The following is a 22,225-nucleotide window of genomic DNA, read 5'->3' as shown; positions in this document are numbered from 1 at the left end:
CAACTTGCTAATAACAAAAACAGCTTAATAAATTTTAAGACCCTGAAGGGAACAGTTATGCTCCTTTCAGGGTAAATTTTAATTATTTAGGCAACTTCTTACCTGAAATACCTAAATTTTTGGCCAATCCCATCAGGTTGCTGAGTATACCCTGATCTTCTTCGTCCGAGTTTTGCTGCATTTTCAGGATCAAACCTGCAACGCTTAAGTTCTTGATATCTTCGGATGAAATATTGAGTTTTTCAGCCAATCCCCTGATCCGGGCATATATATCGCTGCCTTCAGAGCCGTCACCCAGTAAAGCATCTTTGAGCTGTGTGGCATTCGAGCTTTCATTGATCAGGCGGTCAAATCCTTTGGCATTGGAAATCTGGTTGATGATGTTGTCGAAGAACATGGTTTCGCCGCCAACAATGTCGATTTTCGCGGATTTCATGGCTTCTGCCAGTACTTCTGCCTGTGCTTCCGCAATATCTTTCTGTACATGGATTTGTGCCAGCTCCACTTCTTTTTCTTTCTGGAGCAATAACTTATATTCTTCGTGGTCTTTTCCGACACCGTCCAGTTTTTTCATGGCTTCGGCCTTTTCTTCGATACCGGCGGCTTCTGCCAGTGCTTTTTCCTTGATCACCTGTGCTTCTGCCAGTCCTTCTTTCTTTTTAGCATCGGCTTTTGCTTCGATACCTGTGGCTTCTGCTTTTGCTTTCTTTTCAATGATGGTAGCATCTACCAGACCTTGTCTTTCAGTTGCTTCCGCTTTGGCATGCATGACTTCGGCTTCGGATAATCCCATGGTCGCTTCTTCACGGGCTTGTGCTTCCGCGAGTATCTTCCGGGCTTCGGCCTGTTTTACAGACGCTTCTTTGCGTGCTTCGGCATCGATCAACAATTGTTTGGCTTTGGCTTCAGCATCGATCCGCATTTGTTCCGCTTTCTCTTCGGAAGCTTTCTTTTGTGCTTCGGCTTCTTTCACCGTACCTATCAATCGCTCTTCTGCGACCTGGCTGGCTGCTGTAATACCTACCTGTTTCCGGCGGTCTATTTCCCTGAAAGCCTCAATATCCTTCATATTCTGCTTTTCTTCTACCACGCCTTTTTCCAGTTCTACTCTTTCGCGGATTACATCCTGGATGTTCTTTTTCTCTATTTCGATGACCTTTTCTTTATCGATCTCGGCCAATGTTACGATTCTTTCACGTTCCGTTTGTTCCAAAGCACGGTCTTTTTCTACGCGTTCTTTTTCCACGGCTTCCGTCCGTTCCTTGTTCTTTTCGGCGATAATGATCTGGCGCAACTTATTTTCTTCCTGTATGGCCAGGCTTTCTTCAGTGGAAATACGTACAGTCTGTGATTTTAGCCGTTCCTCTTCACGTACCTTGATGATTTCGGCCTCTTCGCGGGCTTTCACATTGTCGATTTCACGTCTTTGCTTCTCTTCTTTTTCAGCTAATTGCCTTTCCAGTTCGAGAATGGCTTCACGGGCTTCTACATCCTGTTTTTTGATGGTCTTTTCTTCATCACGACGAATAAGATTGGATTTTATGTTCTGCGCTGCGGTCAGTTCCGTAATTTTTTTGATACCTTCCGAGTCCAGGATATTTTCAGGGCTCATGTATTTCAGGTCGGTTTGTTCCAGATAGTCGATAGCACAGTCATCCAGGTTATAACCATTCAGGTCGGTACCGATGATATTCATAATTTCATCCCGGAACTCGCGGCGTGCTTCGTATAGTTCAATGAAATCGAATTTTTTACCTACAGTCTTCAATGCTTCGGAGAACTTGGCTTCAAACAGGTTCTTAAGGGTAGCCACATCACTGGCGCGTTCACAACCAATGGTCTGGGCGACATTGATCACATCATTGGCCGATTTATTCACCCGGATAAAGAATGCCACCTTGATATCGGCACGTATGTTGTCTTTACAGATCAACCCGTCATGGTTTGCACGGTCGATCTCCAGTTTTTTAACGGAGATATCCATGATTTCCATCTTATGGAAAATGGGGATCACATACATCCCTTTGTTGAATGCTATTTTTGTTCCGCCGACCCCGGTCCGGACAATCGATTTCCCCTGGGGGATCTTTTTGTAGAATGAGGCCAGTATGGCCAGAAAAACAAGGATAATAAATAAGAAGCTCCCTGCAAAAATGACAATGATGTTTCCCATACTTTATTGGTTTATTGATTTATGATTTTTACTATGTGATTAATTTTCCTTTACTAAATATGTTGCGGATACATTTTTCTTCTCGGGAATCTATTTCTTTCCCACGGAATGTTTTCCCGTCCCGATTTTAAGGACAAGCTGTCCCATCCTGGAGAAAACGATACCTTACGTCCTTCCATTTATCTACCCCTGCCAAAATGATATCCCTAAAATCTTTTTTACATATACTCTACCCCCACAACAGATGAGTTCCCAATCTTATGATTTACCATTCATTATTCGTAACTGAATCCTCCATTGGCCAGTATCTCAATGGCTTTTGGCGCATCATCCGCAGAAACCTGTAGCTGGATGTTGCCGATGACACCCGAGTATAATGCTCCGATCATTTCGTTTTTGATAAAACATTTGATCCCTTCCGATTCGAGCAGGCTTTGAGGAATACCGATCTCATGCAGATGGGGAGCGGAAAAAACAGTAACTAACTTGTCCATATTATTCACGACTAATGTTGATCACTTATCACTCTACTAAAGTGTTATTTCCTTAGTGACATAATAAATCTTCCTGTCATCCGATTCATCAGTCACCATTACGGTATCGCCATAAGAGATCTCCTCTCCTGTATGACTGACTACATTTAATTTCATCGGATTACGATCGATGATGAATTCGGCACACCCGATCTTCTGTTCTTTGATCGTGGACAGCATTTTACCCGAGCGTCCGAGAAAATCTATTTCCTCTTCGCCCTGGTATCCTATTTTTTTGAAAAATCGAACCATTGGTTTAGTGGCATATCTGGTGAATACTATTCCTATAGCAAACATAGGTACCAGGATCAGTAAAGACTTTGCTCCCCATGATTCCATGGCAATGAACTGGGTCGTGATGAGGGTACACATCCAGGTAAGGAATTTGAATGTGGAGAGTACCAGCATGAACGGCACCTTTCCGATATTCAGGTAATTGAGGAATCGGGACATGGCACCTTCCGATTTTTCCAACGGGACATCACTGTCGGAATCTGCTGTTGCATCTACATCCGGGATTTCCACATCCGCATCTACGTCTACATCGCCGAAACCGATACCCAGGTCTACATCGCCGAATCCTGCGCCGCCCAGCATCACAAACAACCAATATACAACTATTACCCCCATTAAAACGGTCATGACCGCATTAGGTAAGGGATTAAAAAGTGTATGCAGGATTTCGGTCATAAAATCGATATCTATGGTTAAATAAAATTATTCATGATTCGTATCTACGTTGTTTCCTTCTTCGGTAATCTCATTTTTTGTTTTTTTATCTATATAGTTACCTATGGGGGTTCCGTACACAAACAATAACAGACCGATCAATGCTTCTGAGACTTTGATAATGATTCCATTCGCAGAAACTCTATGTTGGAAAAGTACATTACTATTCTGGGAAAATTGATAAAGCGATCCGAGCAGGCCGGGTATACTTCTGACCAGGATAAATCCTCCGGTAACCATAATTACAATGGATAGTATTACTTTTCGATCCGTTGGGAACTCTATTTTCTGGTTTTCCATTCCTTTTTCCAACCTGAGCCGATCAATGATCCATGATGTTTTAAAAAAAGAAAGCCATAGCAGGAATAGATAAACGACTATAGTCAATGTAGATATGCCTGCCATCAGGATGAATTCAGAGAAAGGTCTTGCTATACTTAAAGGTAATACAGCGATGAATTGTACCAGATAAGGAATAAACTGAACAATCAGTACAATGCCTAAAACTTTGATAATGATGGTCCACAATGTTCTGGAATTCATATTCATTAAATTATGGTTGTAACAAATTACCCCTTTGACTTTTCGAAATACTAAATTAACATTTAATTAGATACGAACAAAAATATGTTAAAGTTACAAAATGCGGATGCACTAAACACCGGAGATAATGCCCAGTTTCTTTTTAATTTCATCCAGGTCCTGGTTTACTTTTTCCGCTTCGCTGCCGATGGCATGGTTGATTTCATCATCCACAGACTTGTTATTTTTGGCAAGATCACCATAAGCCTGTGCCAGTGCTTCTTCCTCTTCCACCTTTTCTTTCATCCGCTCCAACATACTGATGGTACTGTTGCTGTCTATCTGGGCCATTTGTTTGTTGACTTCTTTGGTGGCACGGCTTACTTTTACCCTGGCCCTGAGTGTTTTCAGTTCATTTTCCCATTTATTGATGTTGAATTTCAGGATGTCCACATTTTTCTGAATATCATCCACAGCTTTTTCGTGTGTCTGTTGTTGCCCGCCCAGATCCGCACATTCATTGAATAAACGTTCTTTAATGGCCAGCGCTTCACGTGCCAGTTTTTCTGCCTGAACCATATCCAGTTCGCCTTTTTGCGCCTTGGACAACAATAAAACGGCCTTGTTTTCGTAATCCTGCGCTTCGACCACTTTTTTGTTCTTTTCGTTTTTGGTCCGGATAGCCATTGCTTTTACTTTAGCCAGTGATTCTACTGTCTTTTCCAGGTCTTCCTTCATTTCACGGATCCCCTGTTCGGTCATTTTAATGGGGTCCTCCATTTTATCTACTGCCGAATGGATTTCGGCCTGCCCGATCCTTAAAAGCCTCTTAAAAATATTCATGGTATTATATTTTAAAATTTAATCTTCTGTCTTTACTTTCCAACTTTATAACTTTTATACTTTCTACTTCCTGCTAAATTCGATGATCTGTTCGTAATATTCGCTCAGTAAAAGTCCCAGCGAATTCAGGGCGCCTTCCAGTTCATTAATATCCAGGCTTTCCACCTGCATGGTATACCGGAAAATAACTTTGGTGCCCGTTTCATCGAGGACAAAGGCACCATGTACAATGTCCCGGTTTTTTTGAAGCAATGATTTCATGATCTCCTGATCATTGCTCTTCATAGTAAAGATAAACTGCTCCATTACGACGATGGGAGGTGCTACCCCGATGATCAGGTTTTTTATACCGTCTGCCTCGTTTTCAATACAAAATATGCCTTCCTTTTCGTCCTGGAACGTAATCGTATATCCGAGCTGGGATATGTATGATTCGATTTTTTTGTAATACATAGGCGTAAATTTTAAGTGTTGTTCATAAAACCCTTTCGATGTAATATTTGCTTTTTGATAAAAAGCCTTATATTTGCATCATATTTTTAGCAAAAATAGCTAAAAAAATTTACATACCAAATAAAAAAGATATTTTTTATGAGCAGGATTGGAAAAAATATTAAAAAGATCAGGAATGTCAAGGGTTTGAGCCAGCAAGCCTTTGCTGATATTTTTCAATTGTCTCGGGGAAACGTATCTTCCTATGAGGAATTAAGGGCAGATCCAAAGATAGAAGTAGTGGTTGAAATTGCTAAATATTTTGGCATACCCCTCGACGACTTTATCCAAAAAGACCTTTCAGTAAATGAATTATTGAAATACAATACCGGATTGGTACTGGAAACGGAGGATCTGAAAAGAAACCATCGAATGACCGGGATCCCCTATGTCTCGGCAGCTTATCTTCCCGATTACATCGATAATTATCGTGATGAAGCATTTATCAGGAAATTACCGCACATAGTGATCCCTTCCAATGCCAGATTCGGCTTAATGGCATTCGAAATAGAGGATCAGGAAAGCCTTCCGGAAAATTTTGAATACAAGAATGGGGATATCTTATTTTATGAACGGGTAGTGAAAGAAAATATCCATCGTATCAAAGGCCGTTTCGGCTTGATGGTCGATCATTCGGGCATTAAAAACGGCGTATACCGGGAACAGAACGGACAAATGTCCCTGTACCTTAATGAGTTGGTCGAGTATCCTTTCGATATTGATTCCGATGCGGATTATTGGGTCCTGCGCGCAGTATACGGATTAAATAATTGAGAATTGAGAATTGAGAATTGAAAATGGAAAACTTAGCGTAGGCAAGTAATTAACTATGAACTACGAATGATGAATAATGAATAATGAACTTAGCGTCAGCGAGTAATGAAAAATGAACTTTGAACTATGAATTTTTCAGTTCATCATTTATTGTTCATCGTTCCTACTTTTTGATTTTCAACTTTATGACTTTATGAACTTTCCAACGTTTTAACTTCTCCAATAAAACTTTGAATGATGAATGAATTAAAAAATAAAAAGTATGTCGAAAAAATTGCCTGGTTCTACTTTCAAACTTTATGAACATTCATACTTTTCGACTTAAAATAATCAATAGATAGTGGGTGGTAAATAACCCTGCAATATATTTTTCCTTCGGGAAAAATATATTGCAGGGTTATTTTATTCCTGACGGAGTCGTTGGTTTATTCCGGAGAGCCTTTCTTGAAAATCCTCCGATTGCATGAAATAACGGACCATGGCAATATTTGCGGCTCCGGCATCCAGTATTTCCTGCATGTTTTCAGGAAATATTCCGCCTATGGCCACAACGGGAACATTCGAAAACCCCAGTACTTCCTTAAGCGGTTCCACACCTGTCGGTTGATCGGGTATGGCTTTCGCATTGGTCGGATAGACTGGTCCGAACCCTATGTAATCAGGACGTTCAGCCAGTGCTTTTTTCGCTTGTTGGATAGAATGGGTCGATAATCCTATTTTCATGTCGCCGACGATCTTCCGGGCATCTTCGATACTGATGTCGTCCTGGCCCAGATGTAAATAATCCGCATCACAAAGGACGGCTATATCCGGCCTGTCGTTGATCACCAGCCGGGTGCCGGTACCTCTGGTGATCCGGCGGATATCCCGGGCGATACGTAATAACTCCTTGTCCGGAAGATGCTTCTCCCGCAATTGAAGCATTTTGACCTTATTTGCGACGCATTTTTCAGCAATGACCGTGTACGGTAATACCGGCCGGGTCATAATGATATATACTCCGAATGATTCCACGGTTATTTCAGTTTTTCGGCGATGAGGTCAGCCACCTTTTTCCCGGAAAGTAACATTCCCCCGAAAATAGGCCCCATGCGGAACCCGCCGCTGACACCGTTTGCAGCCATTCCGGAAACAAATAATCCGGGAAATATTTCTTTGGTATTCTCTACTGTTGTACGTTCCGCTTCATCCACGGAAAGGGAACGCTCCCCGACCACTTTTCCCGTCGGTGTAAAGAGCCGGATATCGTTCTTTCTTTCCAGGGTGCGGGCAACCATGCAATCGTGTCCTGTTCCGTCCAATACTGTTTTTGCCGTGACCACCAACGGATCCACATGCATGCGTTCCCGGGATACCGGCGCCCAGTTCAATACCACTCCGGCCACCTGTTCGTTCTGAAAGACCACATCTTCGAACGACACACAGTTGAAGATGGAAACTCCGGCCTGTGTTGCATGGTAGATCAACGATGCGGTGGCATGTACGGAATCCAGCGTGTAAAAGCCGTCTTCATATGCCTGGTAAGCTATCCCGAATTCATCCAGTATATGAAGGGCGTCTTTGCGGACCACGATTTCATTGAACATCATGGCGCCGCCCCACATTCCTCCTCCCGGAGCCAGCTTTTGTTCGAACAGGGCTACCTGATAGCCTTTTTTGGCCAGATAATATCCGGCTACTATTCCGGAAGGTCCTCCTCCGACAATGGCTGTATCTACAGCCAGGTTTTTTTTGAGTTTTTTGAAATAGGAATCGATGATTCCTGCAGATACGGTTTGTTCCATTTTGATTGATTAAATTGATAATTCATTTAATAAACCAGAGGAACAGAAGAAGGGTGGGGGATTCCAACTTCCCTACGCAGGCATTATCCCGGTCAGGTCAAAGGGTATGATCTCAGCCTTTATTCGGCACCCCTAGTTTACACGGCAAAGATACGATTTATTTTTTTGTTTCAGGATGTTGGTGATGGTATCAGCAAAAAATCACCATACGAAAGGTGTCTGTCGAACGGTAGACCGGATTGTGTAAAAGATAAATGGCAGCCTCACCGGGCTGCCATTTATTAATTCTTGTATCAGATGGTTCTGTTCGCATGAAATATCATTTGGAACAGCCAGTATTTATCAATAATACAGATAAGTATATTCATAATAATCAAAGTATTGATATGGTCCAGGATAAAAACTATATTGTAAAGAAGAAGTTATATTCCCTTTGTTATCTTTTGTCACTTTATTTTCTCTTCCTTCATTTGGTGTATCATTCCATTCCGTTGACTTTGGTAGATATTTGGTCGAGTTATTCCAATCAGTACGGCCATATTCGTCTAATTCATAAACGGTTTTTTGTCGATCGGTCCATGTTACCCCCCCGTCAGAACTATCAGATTCAATTTCGGTAGCCTGGGTTTCGGTATAGGTATATGTTTTTTTATTTATGAAACTAATGGTAGGTACTTCATTAGGATCGTTATATGAATATTGATAGGAAGTAGAAATTTCTTCCGTGACCTGTCCTTTGGCATTAAATGCGGAGGTCTCTTCACTAGATATGACTAGCTTTTTTGTATTATTTACATCGTTAAACTGGCGCAGTTCATAATATTTTTCTGCAGTGATAAATCCCAGATTGTTGAACTCAATAACCTGTTGTTGGGTTACATCCCCTTTTTCCAAAAGACTTCCATCGGCATCGAAAGTAGCATTACCATAGTATAATTCAGTCCTCTGTTTTACCTTTCCTTTCAGGTCATAATTGTACCAATCATTCTCATTGGCATAAGCCAGCTCATTGATTTCATCGGTGGTGGGTTTAGGACAATCCGGGCATTCAGGACACTCCGCACATTCGGTACACGTTTCGCATTCGGGGCAATCTTTGTCATCATCGTTACATGATACCAGGTTAAAAGCCAAAACTGCCAGAAGTAAACATAAAAAATTTTTCATAAGGGTTAACAATTAAGTGATGAATAAAAATGTATGAATGGTTTATTTTTTCTCTGATTAAAATAATTAAGTGCCGAAGTACTCGACAGATGATAATCGAAACAAATATACATAATAATTTTTTACTAATCTGATCGGTTTTTTACGGACGGATGAAAATTGTTGATGAAAGGATTGTTTTGTGGGACAATGACTGTGTAGCATAAGTGAGCATTGTTGGTAATAACCAATGGAAAATGGAGAGTTGAAAATGAAAAATTAATGATGAATGATGAATGATGAATGATGAACTTAGCGTCAGCGAGTAATGATGAACTATAAACTAATAGCTAATCAATCATCAATAAACAATCATCAATAATCAATGTCTCTACTTTCTAACTTTATGAACCTTTCTACTTTACAAGGATCATTTTTCACTGTATAGATGTACGTCCATTTGCGGGAAAGGAATCGATAATCCTTCTTTGGCAAAAGTACCGTATATCTTTTCGTTCATATTGAAATATACCCCCCAGTAATCTCCGGAATTGACCCATGCCCGGACCACTATATTTACCGAGCTGTCGCCCAGTGAGGTCAGGGCAATGAAATATGCCGGATCGTTCAGTATCCGTTCGTCGCTTTTTAGTAACCGCTCGATTACGGACCTGGCTTTATCATAGCTGTCGCCGTAGGCAATCCCGAAAGTCCATTCCACCCGCCGTGTGCCGGTAGTGGAGTAGTTGGTCATCATTCCGGTAGACAATCCGCCGTTGGGGATGATCACCGTTTTATTGTCCCCGGTAGTCAGGATGGTGTTGAAGATCTGTATTTCTTTTACCGTTCCGCCCTGTCCCTGTGCCTCGATAAAATCCCCCACTTTAAATGGTTTGAACAACAAGAGCATGACGCCTCCTGCGAAATTCTGCAGGGTACCGCTGAGGGCCAAACCTATGGCCACACCGGCGGAAGCGAACAGCGCGATGAACGAGCTGGTTTCTATACCCAGAATGCTGATGATGATAATGATGAGCACAAAATTCAATGTAATGCTGATCAAACTCCTGACAAAGGAAAAAAGGGATTTATCCACCTCTTTTTTGGTCATGATATTACCTACGAATTTGTTAATCCTTTTGATGATCCAGCGGCCCACCACAAAGATCAATACCGCAATCAGTAATTTTCCGCCGAAGGAGATCAGGCTGTGGGCAAATCCGGATAATAACTCCTGCCAGTTGACGGTAGATAATTTTTCCATGCTTAATTCTTCCATGATCAATGCTTATAATTTATTGGTTGATAATTGAATTTGATGCAAAAGTAGCGCATTATTTTAAATGAACCTATAAAACGAAGGACAAGGAATACCCGGAATGATCGCTATGGTTCATGTTTCATCAATCATTCCCTCCTTTGAACGTAACTGATCAAAAATATCTATATTTACAGTTTTGAATTATAGTGATATGATGGATTCAAATCTGTGTTAAATTCTTTCATATAGAGTGATTCATGGAAAGATCCATCCAGGTAAATAAGTGGTAGGATGTCGGGAAAAAAAATCCTGTTTTGTCTTGTTTTTGTTGTTCAGGTTGTCATTCTTTGGAGCAAAGAAGGGACCGGCCTTTATAATTTTCAATATTACGGTACTAAGGATGGGTTGCCACAGGTAGATGTCATGTCTGTTTTTCAGGATGAACAGGGCTATATCTGGGCCGGTACCCAATCAGGGGCAGTCCGTTATAACGGAAGGACCACCCGTTTGTATGCTACTGATAACGGAATGGCGCACAACACGATATTGGATATCCAGCAAGACCGTGAAGGAGTTATTTATTTTGCCACACACGGAGGAATATCCCTGTTAAAAAACGACACTATACATACCATTTTCCCGGATACCGTATTCCATTCGATTTTTGTTGACCGGGCCGATAATAAATGGTTTTATGGGGAGACCGGATTCGGATTACTGACAGCCGAGGGAAGATGTGTGGACGCCGGATCTTTGTTGTCCCCATCTTTTCAACGTGTTTATTCTGTAACGCAGCATCCTGATTCTTCATCCGTATATCTGGCTACCGAACGTGGATTGTACTACATGAAGGAGAACTATGAATGTATGGAGATCATCGCTTTTCCGGGGATCTATTATGTATATGCGGATAAAGATCATTTTTTCTGGATAGCTGCAGGTAATGACTTGTACAGGATCGCTGCAGACCAGTTAGTTCCGGGAGTAAAACTGGATAAAGAAAAACGTTATCCGTACCTGAACCACAGGATAAAGAAAATCACGCAGGCTGCCGATGCATCTATCTGGGGGATCACCAGCGGATTTGCTTTTCAGATCAATTCATTTAAAGATGTTCCCGATCTCTACAACCGGGAAAACGGGCTGGCAGGCTATACTTTATACAGCCTGTTCTGCGATTACGAGAACAACACCTGGATCGGAATGGTCGGGGGATTGCAGAAGCTGGGCAATAAAAGTATCCGGAAGATCGACCCTTCGGAATATACCGGATATATATCCAATGTATTTGAAGACAAAAAAGGGCGTATCTGGTTTGCATCCGAAAGTAATGTCTGTTATATTGACCAGGGTAAGGTTGTCAGGATATCCGACCGGTTATTTCCGTTTCATTTCGATTACCAATCCATTGCAGTACAGGAGCTATCCAATGGCAATATTCTGATTGTCCATCCGCTTTACCTGAAAATTATTGACGCCCATACATTGTCTACCGTGTATACCCGTACCTTTAATGAACCTATCGGGTATGTGGAATGCGTATATATTTCATCGAAAGGTGAGATCTTTGTCTCTGATTCGTACAACGGGATCCTTTATTATTTAAAGGACTACCAGGCTCCCAAGGTGAAATACGATGCGGAAATCTCCTCCGGGGTATTCATTTTTACCGAATATAAGGAACAGGTGATTGCAGCTAATCATGCCGGAATATGTGTTTTTAACGGTGAATCCTTTGAACAGAAGTTACTATTGGATCATTCGGCGTGGGGATTGTATGTTTCAGGTGACGATCTATGGGTCGGAACAGAGAATGGGTTAGGCGTATACCGCAACGATAGTTTGCATTTCCTGGTCCAGGGTACAGTGAATTCCATCTGCCGGGGAATGGATGATGACCACTTGTGGATAGGGAAAAATGACGGAGCCAAATATATCTGTCTGGCAACCGGTCAGCCTGAGATAGAAATTACCGAAAAGGACGGTTTGTCCCATAATGAGGTCAGCATCGGTTCACTACTGCTGGACCGTGACAACCTGTTGTGGATAGGTACTTATCAGGGGCTTTCCGTTTTTGACTACCATAATATGCCCCATTATTCCATTCCACCTCGTAATGATTTGATCATCAATGTAAATAATGTTCCTGTTTCTTGGATCGATTCTAAAGACCTTCCAGCCTTCGATCATTCCATTCATTTCGAAATGACGGCTTTATCTTTTACCTATGAGTCGGATAACCTGTATGAGTATTTTCTGAAAGGCCCTACCAAAGACAGCATACCTATGGTAGGTAAGGAATATACAGCGCAATACAACAACCTTCCTCCGGGAAATTATGTCTTTATGTTCCGTACGAAAGGAAAAAATGATCTTTGGAGTGAGTATACATCCGTTCATTTTTCTGTACCCAAGCCGTTCTGGGTGACCTGGTGGTTTTACCTGATCTGTCTGCTTGCTTTCGGGATATTGCTTTATCTGGCGATTCACGCATATACGAAAATATTACGGCAAAGGAACCAACTGTTGGAAAACCTGGTGACTGAACGTACGGCTCTGATACAAAAGAAGAACGATGAGATAGGCGTTCAGAATCAGGAATTGAAAGAAACGCGTGAAGAGATAGAGGCGCAGAATGAGGAATTATCCGCACAAAACCAGGAGCTTTACGAAACATTTTCAGCATTGCGGCAGGTAAACGATGAACTGGAATCCTATAAGAAGAACCTGGAGGCAATGGTGGAAGAAAAGACGTCGGAATTAGTGAAAGCCAGGGATAAGGCAGAGGAGTCGGATAAACTGAAGTCGGCTTTTCTGGCCAACATGTCCCACGAGATCCGTACACCCATGAACGGGATCATAGGTCTCCTGAACATCATTACAGATAAAGACCTTCCTCTAGATCGCCAGAAAGAATACATCGGTATTATCAATAGCAATAGCCAGCGTTTGTTAAAACTGATTAATGATATCCTGGATATTTCCAAATTGGAAGTAGGGCAGCTTCAGATTGTGAGGTCCGAATGCCGGGTGAACGAGTTAATGCAGGAACTGAGGGTTTTTTATGATGCGGTTTTACAGGATTCCCGGAAACGGCTTGTCCTGATTTTCGATGATTCGGATGCTATACTTGATTTTACGGCATATCTGGATCCTTTCCGGCTCAAGCAGATATTATCCAACCTGATCGACAATGCCATTAAATTTACGGAATTTGGTTATATCAAATACGGTTATCGATGGAAAGAAGATAAAATCCTCTTTTATGTGGAAGATACCGGAGTCGGTATGAATGAAGACCAGCTGAAAGTTATTTTCGATCGTTTCAGGCAGGCAAATGACGATATTTCGGCAAAATATGGAGGAACAGGATTGGGACTGGCTATATCGAAAAACCTGGTCAATCTGATGGGAGGGGAGATATGGGTTGCTTCAGAAGCGGGTATGGGCACTACATTTTACTTTTCGGTTTCCTATGTAAAAACAAAGAACTAATTAATTGAGAATTGAGAATTGAGAATTGAGAATTGAGAATTGAGAACTTAGGCGTTAGCAGGTCTCATGAGCGTCAGCGAGTAATGAATTAAAAGATGAAAAGCAAAAAAGTTCATAAAGTTATAAAGTTAAAAAGTAATGTGGGATATTCAAGCTTTATAAACATTCCGACTTTTTGACTTTATGAACATTTTAATGTAAAGTTAGTTTTTAATTGAGGTGTAGTGCCATGGCATCATTTGCGTATAGTAGGGCATAAGCGTATGGAATACGGCCGTAGCCATTATCACCAAATGATTCACCATAGGAATTTTTAAAGATCAGGTATCCGCCGCCGGGTGTTTTTTCGTCATTATGATAACCAACAATCAACACGCTATGTCCGTCAAAAACCTGTTCTTCAGTTACCATCGCCAGTTCACCGCCTTCCAGGTACTTGTTTTCCACTTCACCTTTCAGCCAGCGAAATCCAATAGCCACCGGATGATTGCCATCCAGTTCTTTTTTTATTTTCTGCAATTGTCCGGCAGTAATGCCGTTTTTCGGATCCCATGTTTTTATCCAGATTGTTTGTCCCGTCTTCCTTGAGCCGGCATCCTTCCTGGCGACTTCCGATGGTTCTGCTTTTTCACTGAAACGGGTGGCGTAAGGCATATAATCGTCGGCGCATATGCCATATTTTAACATGCCGTCTATAGCATAATGGAAAAAGGAACCATCCGCATCCCTTCCTTCGGTTTTATTGGCCGCCCAGTTGAGGTATTCTACAGACAGGGGTGTCGGGTCACCCAATACATTGGCCCGTTCAAACTCAATCAATCCTACGATGGTGAAGATGGAACAGGTTCCACGCGCTCCTTGATTTTTGACCGTAATTTCATACTTTTCAAAAAGCGGCCGTAGGTCTTTGCATCTTGTGTCTGTATTTTGATGAAGGAAGAAAAATGAAATGAATGCCAGACTAATACCGTTCATATTTGAATGGTTTTATAACCTATGTTTTCTGAAAAAGCTATAACACTTATAATAAGTAAGATAAAACAATTAATATCATATTTTCAGAACGTAATCCATTTGATCAATGTGACTTAAGAAAACAATAAATAGCACTGAGTGCTTAATTCTCAGGGCATATCCATCAATTTGAATCCATTATGGTAAGTGTGTCTGATCAGTTCCTGTGCAAATGCCTGCGCATTAATCGACTCATTACCCATTTTTATGGTTTCTCCGGGATTTATATTTTTGAACTGCATACCGGCAGTATCCCAGTGTAATTCCTTACCTAGGCTTTGCAGGCGAACGGCAGCTACACCGGCAACGATCATTTCATTTAAAGGTCCTGCTTCGCTGAAATCGGAAACAGGTTTGACCCGGTTTCGGGCTTTTTCTTTACAGGCTCTTACCCAATCCTTTTCATGCGAAATTTCAACGATCCTATGTTGAGAGGGAACATCTATTTCTTTTCCGGATAGCAGGTAAATACCTCCGGTAGCTATCAGGGTATCTTTGGTACCATAATAGATAACTCCCCCATCAGCAAATTTTTTGTTTTCCGGTAAACCTTTGGGACGGGGCGGTTTCAGACCTCCGTCATACCAGTCCAGCGTCAGTTCCGGAAGGGCAACATTGGCGCTACCTATGCTTCCCCGGGATGGGAATGTATAGCGTACCCATTCTGCGTGAGGAGCGCTGTCGGGGAGAACAGCTGTCGAACTGGCCTGGATGGTGTCAGGCGATCCCAGGTTTAACGCATGGAATACCGGGTGAATAATATGGCACGCCATATCGCCTAATGCTCCAGTTCCGAAGTCCCACCAGCCACGCCAGTTCCATGGATGGTAGGCTTTGTTATACGGGCGCATTTTGGCCGGTCCGACGAACAGTTCCCAGTTAAGTGTTTCGGGAACCGCCTGTTCTTCTGTCGGTCTTTGTAAGCCTTGCGGCCAGATGGGACGGTTGGTATAGGTTTCTACTCTGGTTACCTCACCAATCATACCCGACCAGATGATGTCGGCTACCTGCCGGAATCCGTTTCTCGAAGCTCCTTCATCCCCCATTTGGGTACAGACCTGATATTTTTCAGCAAGTCTGGTCAGTAGTCGCGATTCATAAACGGAATGTGTCAAAGGTTTTTGCAAGTAAACATGTTTACCCATGGCCATGGCTTCTGCGGCAATAATAGCATGGGTATGATCCGGAGTAGCGATCATAACGGCGTCTATGCCCTTTCCCATCTTGTCAAACATCACCCTATAATCCTGGAATTTTTCCGCTTTGGGGTATGTGTCGAATACCTTCCTGGCGTAATCCCAGTCGACATCACATAAGGCCACAATATTTTCAGCGTTCATTTGGCGAAGGTTCACCGACCCTTTACCTCCAACTCCGATACCTGCTATATTCAGTTTATCGGACGGAGCGGTTTTACCGACCGTTTTTCCCAGTATACTGCTTGGAACAATCGTAAGTCCGCCGACAATCATTGCGTTTTTGTGAAGGAAATCCCTTCTGGTGATTTTTGATCCCATGTTATTTTTATTTAAAATTCAAAATTCCGAATTCAAGATTATTAAATATCCTAAATCTTGAATTTTAAATTTTGAATTCGGAATTGATTTATTTAAGTTCTTTAAGTCTTATATTCCTGAACCATACTTCATTACCATGGTCCTGCAAGCCGATATAACCTTCCTTATTGTCTCCCCCCAGATTGCTTTGATACTGGTAAGCCAACGGCCACTTTTCTTTACTGAATTTGCTTTTACTCAGTAATTCTTCCCATTGTGGTGTCCAGAGCGTATATTCTACTACCGCTACATCATTCTGATAATGGGTTACTTTCCCATGGTGTACCCTGATCTTTGCCTTGTTCCATTCGCCTATGGGATTGGCATTTTGTGGTCTGGCGGCAATCATATCATATAAGGAAGCCGATTTATGCACATTAGGTTCATTATTGTTGTTTCCTAAGATCTGGTATTCGGGCCCGGAAATATACATGGGTTCTCCTTTCACTTCCTGGGCAAGGTACATGATACCGCTGTTTCCTCCCACTTTTGCAACCTTCCACTCCAGTTCGAATTCAAAATCCTTTACTTTTTTATCATACAGGATATCACCGCCTCCGCTTGTTCCTTCGCCTCCTCCGGCACCGTTTATTTTCATGGAACCGTCGGGGTCGATGGTCCAAAGTGAAGGGATATCGTTTCTGTTGTATCCGCGCCATCCGTTGAAGGTTTTTCCGTCAAAGATCGTGATCCATCCATCCTTTGTTTTCTGATCAGTAGTCTGACCGGATTTTTTTACACTTTTGCAGGAACAGATAGATATGAATATGCATAGGAGGATCGGTAAATAATATATTTTTTTCATTTGCTTATATGTTAAATCGGGTGGGAGTATAGGTAATTAATGATTGGGTCGGATATTTCATAAAAAGATCACATAAATATATACTTATATTTCACCAAGTGGTACTTCCAGAGGCCGGTTCATACCGATCATCCAGTTGGCAACAGTGAGTGTTTTAATTCCTTCCGCCCGGTATACCTGCTGTTTGGCATTTTCCGGCAGATCGAAGATCATACCGCCCAGCGATACGGTGATGGGCAATGAACTCATATTGGTCAGTTCCAGCGTTCCCGGCGTGATAGTTTTGATCTGGACGGATGCTTTGAACAGTTCAGGAAGCCAGGGATCACGACCCCAAAGCATATTGGCGGCCCAACCAATGGTTCGTCTGGCAAACATGGCTTCCCGGACACTTTCTACTGTCCGTTCTTTTGCCAGTACCAGGGTGATCGGACGGTAAGGATTCAGAATGCCGTACCGGTTCAATTCGCTCGGATGGATGTCGCTGTTGGCAAATATAGCCAGGTTCCTTTCGTTGCACCAGTCGGAAACTACCGGATAGTATTCGGTTCCGTTGAAGATCTCAATACCGTGCATTAATCCTTGCCGGCATACTTCTTCATGTTCATCGGTGAACCTGAGTGGCGCTCCTTTTTCAAGGCCGCCACTTGTAGGGGCTTCCCATCCCGGATGGTTCCATAGCAAAAAACCGCCCTGGCCGGCAGCTACCCGGAGCATTTCCCGCCAATCATCCACGGCTGCAGCTATAGGATTTATATCCTGGGCAAAGAGTACGTTAAAATGACCGGGTGCCATGGTACGTTTGGTGATTTCCGTGCCGTGTACCAACAGGAGATTTTTACTGTCTGCATCCGGTTTGGCCAGATTATAGGAAAGGTTATAATCATTCCCCTGTTCGTCATTCAGCTTCCATTTTCCGACTTTGCTGAAAAATGGACGGTATTCTATATGATCGGTAATGGAGATGACATCAAGTCCGTTCTGTACGGCCTCTGCAACACGGTCACCCGGCATGACCCGCCCGTCGGAAAAAAGCGTGTGTATATGAAAATCCCCCTTGAGGACTTTAAATCCTCCGGTATCCGGAATCGTAATTTTCCGGGGAGGAATAGAGGGTATATGCATGGCGGAACGTAGATTCACTTTATATGTATCGACTTTTGCCGCAACTGAAGGTGTTTTTCTTTTAGGATCTTTACCTAAGACAGGTATTGCGGATAAGGTTGCTGCGGCGCCTATTAAGGCTGAATTCTTTAGAAAATCGCGGCGATTGGTCATAATGAATGTTATTTTAGATATCTACTAATGCAAAAAGTTAAAGATAATAATTTTTTGTATGATCAGATATTATATAATTAAGTATTGAAAATTGATTGTATATCGAATGTTTACAAAAGCAGATAGTTGGCGTAATAGATGTATTGTGTGAATATTTACCGGAACTTTTATAATGTAAATTGAGAGCTTTACTGTAAACCGGTCAGTAAAAATATGTTCTTAAATTATTCTTTCGAAAAATAAAATCAGGTATGAGTTGTATGTGGAAATTTTTATATCACACCTATTTCTTTGAACCGGGCAGCTGCATTCAGAAAATGTGCTGTAATCCAGAATACAGTCCAGTTCTCGGAATATCCTCCTCTTAGCTTGTGAACATTACTCATATCTCCGCGTTGTGCAAAATTTGTTTGCTGTAATTGCTCTCCCTGGCTACCGAAGGGATCGGTAAGCTGATAACAACTGCGGAATAACACCGGTGCCAATTTTTTTAATCTTTCGTCGTTCAGATGAACGCCCATTTTATATATTTCAGGAGCAAATAACACACCATATACGTCGATATGTTGGTTTTGAGGGGAAACAACTGTCCATCCTGTGGTTTTAAAGTTATAGTCAGCCATACGTCCGGCAGGTAATGGGATATCCCAGACCACGACATAACTCAGACAAACATCCATGGCATGTTTTGCCCAGGAAAGATATTTCTGGTCATAAAACCGTTCATAGAGTTCCAGAAATCCTTGAAAAGCAGCCCATGCCCCTTCCTTATCCTCACATGTAGCATCAAGTGTTCCTCCCCAGTAGCAGCCGTTCATGGTGAGATGTCGTTGAGCAAATACTTCTCCGGCTTTAATGGCTGCCTGCTTGTATTTATTGTTTTTGAACAACTCGGAAGCTATGGCTAAAGGAGCTACATAAAAACCTTCAGCTGTTGAGTTTGGATGCCAATTTTTATCCAGTATACGGGTAGCCTGCCGATCACAAATAGTCTTCAAAAAGGTTTCCCATTTTCTTGTGTCGTATTTTCTGCTTTTTCGTGCGGTTTCAATAGCTTTGGCAAAATTGTACATGGCCTGCCCGCACGAAACATGGTCACCACCATGGAATTTCTTTTCGGAAACCCGGTATCCGACAGAAAAAATTCCGTCGTCCCGGATAGGATAGGAAGTAAGAAAATCCATCGACTGCTGGATTTTACTACTTATAGTGGCGTCATCCAAATCTTCTTCCAGCAATTGTAAGGCAAAACCAGGAGAATCAGCTTGTCCACACCATCCCATCACGATATCCTTCCCTTTCCTCAGATCGTACATTCCGAACCCTATTGCCTCTTTTGTGTCGATCCAACGGTTTTGAGCAAAACGGTATTTACTTTTGATGATATTATTGAAATCGGTAAACCGTTCTGCATCGTAAGGCTGATGCATGTCCAGGGAGGTATAGATGGCTGGTTGAAATCCGCTACCTTCCTTGTTTATAGGGTATACTTCAATGAAAAACTCTTTTTCAATGATCCTTTGAGGTTCAAGATTGAGATAGGTATCCCCGTAAAACATGGGTTGTTGTTGCAATGCTTTTGCTACGCTTCTTCGCTGGTTATATCCGATAGGCCCTGAATACAATACCATTTCACTATATCCTTTGTATGCTTCAATTCCCATTGACCACCACTGATCGGTTAAAACAGCTCCTCTTACGGGAGATGGCGTTGTATGTATGGCAACCGCATACTTATTTTCCGCATTTTCAAGCATGGCGAAAGGCATCGGATAGCGGTGTTCTTCAAAAATGGCAAATTCACCCGGTACACTGTTGTAAACCGGAATTATATCCGGATTTACCCGGGCCCCCATTACATTTCCGTAATACAGTATTCCGGGTAATAATGGCTTCAGGTTTTCTCCCATTACCTGCCATCTGGCAGAAAGTGAAATATGTGATAAGGTATCTGTTCCCTGCCACTCATAACGGCGGATACATTGTATTAATCCGGTCCTCACCTGGCGATAGGCATCTCTTAGCCATAATTCACCTTCGGGAAATACCATCTTCCCTTTTAATATAGTCCATTCGCCCGATATAGATAATTCATAAGGATCTGTATGTACCCAACTGCTCATCCAGTCATTTTTCCATTGAGTAGCTACTGACCACAATCCTTCTTTTGGAGCTGTGATGATGTTTTTTTCATCCAATAAAAATTCAGGACGATTATTGATGAACTGCAATTTAGCGGATAATACGAGATTGAAGCTCAAGAAAAGAATGAAAATACAAAGGTATTTTTTCAGACATCTCATAGATTTGGCATTTTTACCATCCGTTCAATATTATTTTTGTACATAAAGTTTAACAGGTCCCAGCAATCCGCTGTCCCTTAGTCCGGCATCTTTTGACGGACCGTTGATGGTCCATGTTTTACGGGTGGCTTCTGGTTGTCCCGCATCATATACCAGGCGGTTGAACCAGGTACTGGTCACCTCTATCGACAGGGTATTGATCCCTGACTGGATATTTTCAGTCAGGTCAAGGCGATAAGGCGGTGCCCATAATGTACGGAGTTGTTTTCCATTGAGGGAAACTACGGCAATCATTTCAACACGGCCGAGGTCGAGTGAAAATACTGTTCCCGGAGCCATATCCTTTGCATCGAATGTTGTCGTATAAGTGACTGTACCGGAAAAAGCCTTGGCTTCAGGTGCTATATCAAGATCTTTCCATGCCTGTAATTGATGGATATCGATTGAGGAAGGAGCTCCCCATCCGGAAGGGAAGGACAGTGTCCAGGGACGGTTAAACGGAATATCCGTAGATATACCTTCAGATTTCTTTGCAACAGAAATTTTTCCCGATTCTCCGGAAGGTTTGAAAACCAAAAAACATGAGCCTGATTTAGGTAGATCAAGAGCAATGGAAGTTCTTTTACCGTTGTTTTTGCCGGCAATTTTCGTTATGCTGCCTGTTACAGGATCCCAAAGTTCCACACTGCCTTGTGTGCGGAAATCGAGTGTCCCGTTAAAGCCCTTGCCCTGAGGCGCACATACGAAATACCAGTCGGCTCCTTCGATCTTACGATGCACCCATAAAGCATCACCTCCAGTAACATCGGGTTCTATTTTTAATTCATTTAACGCAACATCCAGCGTTGTTCCGGACACTAGGGTCCCTTTGCCGATTTTTTGTACACCTTTTGGAACTGTTTTACCCCATATTTTTTTCACCGCTGCATCAAAACGTTTTTGCGCGTTTTTCCCACCGGTAAGTGTGACGATTCCTTTTGGGGCATTGCCGATCACTGTTGCCCCATCCTTAATGAGCGTATATATATTTTCCAGGGTTTGTGGTAACATGCGTGGTGCATCGGGTATCCATAATACCCGGTAGCTGATGCCTTCGGGGGTAACCAGCATTCCGTCCTTTACTGTGAGCCGGTTCAACAGGACATCCGGGTTACAGTAATCATATTTGAATCCTTCGGGAAACGGATAATTTTGGTCTGGCTTATGATTTATCTCATCGCCAAGGTACCAGAGCACGTCAGATACAGGTTTTCCCCGTTCGAGCAAATAGCTGCAACGTGACAGGTATGCATTGAACTCAGGCATGTGTTTCCACCATGTTTGTCCGCGGAGGAAAGGCGTACCGATTCCTGAGCCGAACGATGTCCCGGGCGGCAGAAAATCCGTCCTGGGGTTATGTGTGTAAGTATGAAAAACCAAATGTGTTACCCCTTCAACACTGTTGATGTTGGCTACTTCCTTGAGCATATCCATATGCTCATCCCATGTCAGGGAAAAGGAGGTGAATGCCTCGGCAG

At 42.4% G+C, this 22,225-nt stretch carries 18 protein-coding genes and 1 riboswitch; of the genes, 2 read left to right on the top strand and 16 right to left on the bottom strand.

From position 1 onward, the window contains the following. Positions 1-82: 82 nt before the first annotated feature. The 6 genes from LBQ60_15395 to LBQ60_15370 form a co-directional block, all read right to left on the bottom strand. Entirely contained in the window at positions 83-2,173 is a 2,091-nt protein-coding gene (locus tag LBQ60_15395; GenBank protein MDR2039307.1) for a hypothetical protein, read from the bottom strand. Positions 2,174-2,448: 275 nt separating this feature from the next. Next, positions 2,449-2,667: a DUF2007 domain-containing protein gene (locus LBQ60_15390; protein MDR2039306.1), complete on the bottom strand. Its 219-nt coding sequence runs from the start codon at positions 2,665-2,667 to the stop codon at positions 2,449-2,451. A 36-nt stretch (positions 2,668-2,703) separates the two neighbouring features. After that, positions 2,704-3,396 carry a YqiJ family protein gene (locus tag LBQ60_15385; protein MDR2039305.1) on the bottom strand — a complete coding sequence of 231 codons (693 nt, stop codon included), beginning with the start codon at positions 3,394-3,396 and terminating at the stop codon, positions 2,704-2,706. 27 nt (positions 3,397-3,423) lie between these two features. Beyond that, positions 3,424-3,978 (bottom strand): hypothetical protein, encoded by a 555-nt coding sequence (locus tag LBQ60_15380; GenBank protein ID MDR2039304.1) that lies wholly within the window; start codon positions 3,976-3,978, stop codon positions 3,424-3,426. 111 nt (positions 3,979-4,089) lie between these two features. Next, positions 4,090-4,800: a PspA/IM30 family protein gene (locus tag LBQ60_15375; GenBank protein ID MDR2039303.1), complete on the bottom strand. Its 711-nt coding sequence runs from the start codon at positions 4,798-4,800 to the stop codon at positions 4,090-4,092. 63 nt (positions 4,801-4,863) lie between these two features. After that, entirely contained in the window at positions 4,864-5,253 is a 390-nt protein-coding gene (locus LBQ60_15370) for a YbjN domain-containing protein (protein MDR2039302.1), read from the bottom strand. 138 nt (positions 5,254-5,391) lie between these two features. Between LBQ60_15370 and LBQ60_15365 the strand changes: the two genes are divergently transcribed. Further along, complete coding sequence (locus LBQ60_15365) at positions 5,392-6,066, top strand: helix-turn-helix domain-containing protein (GenBank protein MDR2039301.1); 675 nt, start codon at positions 5,392-5,394, stop codon at positions 6,064-6,066. A 402-nt stretch (positions 6,067-6,468) separates the two neighbouring features. On the opposite strand, the gene thiE is transcribed toward LBQ60_15365, so the two are convergent. From thiE to LBQ60_15345, 4 genes are all read right to left on the bottom strand, one after another. Continuing rightward, complete coding sequence (gene thiE / locus LBQ60_15360) at positions 6,469-7,080, bottom strand: thiamine phosphate synthase (GenBank protein ID MDR2039300.1); 612 nt, start codon at positions 7,078-7,080, stop codon at positions 6,469-6,471. 2 nt (positions 7,081-7,082) lie between these two features. After that, on the bottom strand, positions 7,083-7,850 hold the full coding sequence (locus LBQ60_15355; GenBank protein MDR2039299.1) for a sulfide-dependent adenosine diphosphate thiazole synthase: 768 nt from the start codon (positions 7,848-7,850) through the stop codon (positions 7,083-7,085). A 52-nt stretch (positions 7,851-7,902) separates the two neighbouring features. After that, a riboswitch (TPP riboswitch) is annotated at positions 7,903-7,994 on the bottom strand. A gap of 198 nt (positions 7,995-8,192) precedes the next feature. After that, the gene (locus LBQ60_15350; GenBank protein MDR2039298.1) at positions 8,193-9,017 is read right to left on the bottom strand and encodes a hypothetical protein; all 825 of its coding nucleotides are present in this window, start codon (positions 9,015-9,017) and stop codon (positions 8,193-8,195) included. Positions 9,018-9,426: 409 nt separating this feature from the next. Then, positions 9,427-10,275: a mechanosensitive ion channel gene (locus LBQ60_15345; protein MDR2039297.1), complete on the bottom strand. Its 849-nt coding sequence runs from the start codon at positions 10,273-10,275 to the stop codon at positions 9,427-9,429. Positions 10,276-10,548: 273 nt separating this feature from the next. On the opposite strand from LBQ60_15345, the gene LBQ60_15340 reads away from it, so the two are divergent. Then, on the top strand, positions 10,549-13,752 hold the full coding sequence (locus LBQ60_15340) for a hypothetical protein (GenBank protein MDR2039296.1): 3,204 nt from the start codon (positions 10,549-10,551) through the stop codon (positions 13,750-13,752). Positions 13,753-13,962: 210 nt separating this feature from the next. On the opposite strand, the gene LBQ60_15335 is transcribed toward LBQ60_15340, so the two are convergent. The 6 genes from LBQ60_15335 to LBQ60_15310 all read right to left on the bottom strand — a co-directional run. Then, entirely contained in the window at positions 13,963-14,727 is a 765-nt protein-coding gene (locus LBQ60_15335; protein ID MDR2039295.1) for a C1 family peptidase, read from the bottom strand. Positions 14,728-14,876: 149 nt separating this feature from the next. After that, positions 14,877-16,283, bottom strand: coding sequence for a Gfo/Idh/MocA family oxidoreductase (locus LBQ60_15330; GenBank protein ID MDR2039294.1), 1,407 nt, complete (start codon positions 16,281-16,283; stop codon positions 14,877-14,879). A gap of 88 nt (positions 16,284-16,371) precedes the next feature. Then, positions 16,372-17,127, bottom strand: a complete 756-nt coding sequence (locus tag LBQ60_15325; protein ID MDR2039293.1) for a DUF1080 domain-containing protein — start codon at positions 17,125-17,127, stop codon at positions 16,372-16,374. 84 nt (positions 17,128-17,211) lie between these two features. Then, positions 17,212-18,405, bottom strand: a complete 1,194-nt coding sequence (locus tag LBQ60_15320) for a twin-arginine translocation signal domain-containing protein (GenBank protein MDR2039292.1) — start codon at positions 18,403-18,405, stop codon at positions 17,212-17,214. A gap of 272 nt (positions 18,406-18,677) precedes the next feature. Continuing rightward, positions 18,678-20,708 (bottom strand): hypothetical protein, encoded by a 2,031-nt coding sequence (locus LBQ60_15315; protein MDR2039291.1) that lies wholly within the window; start codon positions 20,706-20,708, stop codon positions 18,678-18,680. Positions 20,709-20,738: 30 nt separating this feature from the next. After that, positions 20,739-22,225: hypothetical protein (locus tag LBQ60_15310; GenBank protein ID MDR2039290.1), on the bottom strand; the 1,487-nt coding region annotated here is incomplete at its 5' end.

The organism is Bacteroidales bacterium, from assembly GCA_031275285.1.
Classification (GTDB): Bacteria; Bacteroidota; Bacteroidia; order Bacteroidales; family UBA4181; genus JAIRLS01.
This window is presented reverse-complemented; position numbering and strand designations above follow the sequence as displayed.

Bases quoted from the DNA above. Each gene is read 5' to 3' on its own strand.
- LBQ60_15395 (MDR2039307.1), bottom strand. From the start codon at position 2,173: ATGGGAAACATCATTGTCATTTTTGCAGGGAGCTTCTTATTTATTATC.
- LBQ60_15390 (MDR2039306.1), bottom strand. From the start codon at position 2,667: ATGGACAAGTTAGTTACTGTTTTTTCCGCTCCCCATCTGCATGAGATC.
- LBQ60_15385 (MDR2039305.1), bottom strand. From the start codon at position 3,396: ATGACCGAAATCCTGCATACACTTTTTAATCCCTTACCTAATGCGGTC.
- LBQ60_15380 (MDR2039304.1), bottom strand. From the start codon at position 3,978: ATGAATTCCAGAACATTGTGGACCATCATTATCAAAGTTTTAGGCATT.
- LBQ60_15375 (MDR2039303.1), bottom strand. From the start codon at position 4,800: ATGAATATTTTTAAGAGGCTTTTAAGGATCGGGCAGGCCGAAATCCAT.
- LBQ60_15370 (MDR2039302.1), bottom strand. From the start codon at position 5,253: ATGTATTACAAAAAAATCGAATCATACATATCCCAGCTCGGATATACG.
- LBQ60_15365 (MDR2039301.1), top strand. From the start codon at position 5,392: ATGAGCAGGATTGGAAAAAATATTAAAAAGATCAGGAATGTCAAGGGT.
- LBQ60_15355 (MDR2039299.1), bottom strand. From the start codon at position 7,850: ATGGAACAAACCGTATCTGCAGGAATCATCGATTCCTATTTCAAAAAA.
- LBQ60_15350 (MDR2039298.1), bottom strand. From the start codon at position 9,017: ATGAAAAATTTTTTATGTTTACTTCTGGCAGTTTTGGCTTTTAACCTG.
- LBQ60_15345 (MDR2039297.1), bottom strand. From the start codon at position 10,275: ATGGAAGAATTAAGCATGGAAAAATTATCTACCGTCAACTGGCAGGAG.
- LBQ60_15340 (MDR2039296.1), top strand. From the start codon at position 10,549: ATGTCGGGAAAAAAAATCCTGTTTTGTCTTGTTTTTGTTGTTCAGGTT.
- LBQ60_15335 (MDR2039295.1), bottom strand. From the start codon at position 14,727: ATGAACGGTATTAGTCTGGCATTCATTTCATTTTTCTTCCTTCATCAA.
- LBQ60_15330 (MDR2039294.1), bottom strand. From the start codon at position 16,283: ATGGGATCAAAAATCACCAGAAGGGATTTCCTTCACAAAAACGCAATG.
- LBQ60_15325 (MDR2039293.1), bottom strand. From the start codon at position 17,127: ATGAAAAAAATATATTATTTACCGATCCTCCTATGCATATTCATATCT.
- LBQ60_15320 (MDR2039292.1), bottom strand. From the start codon at position 18,405: ATGACCAATCGCCGCGATTTTCTAAAGAATTCAGCCTTAATAGGCGCC.
- LBQ60_15315 (MDR2039291.1), bottom strand. From the start codon at position 20,708: ATGAGATGTCTGAAAAAATACCTTTGTATTTTCATTCTTTTCTTGAGC.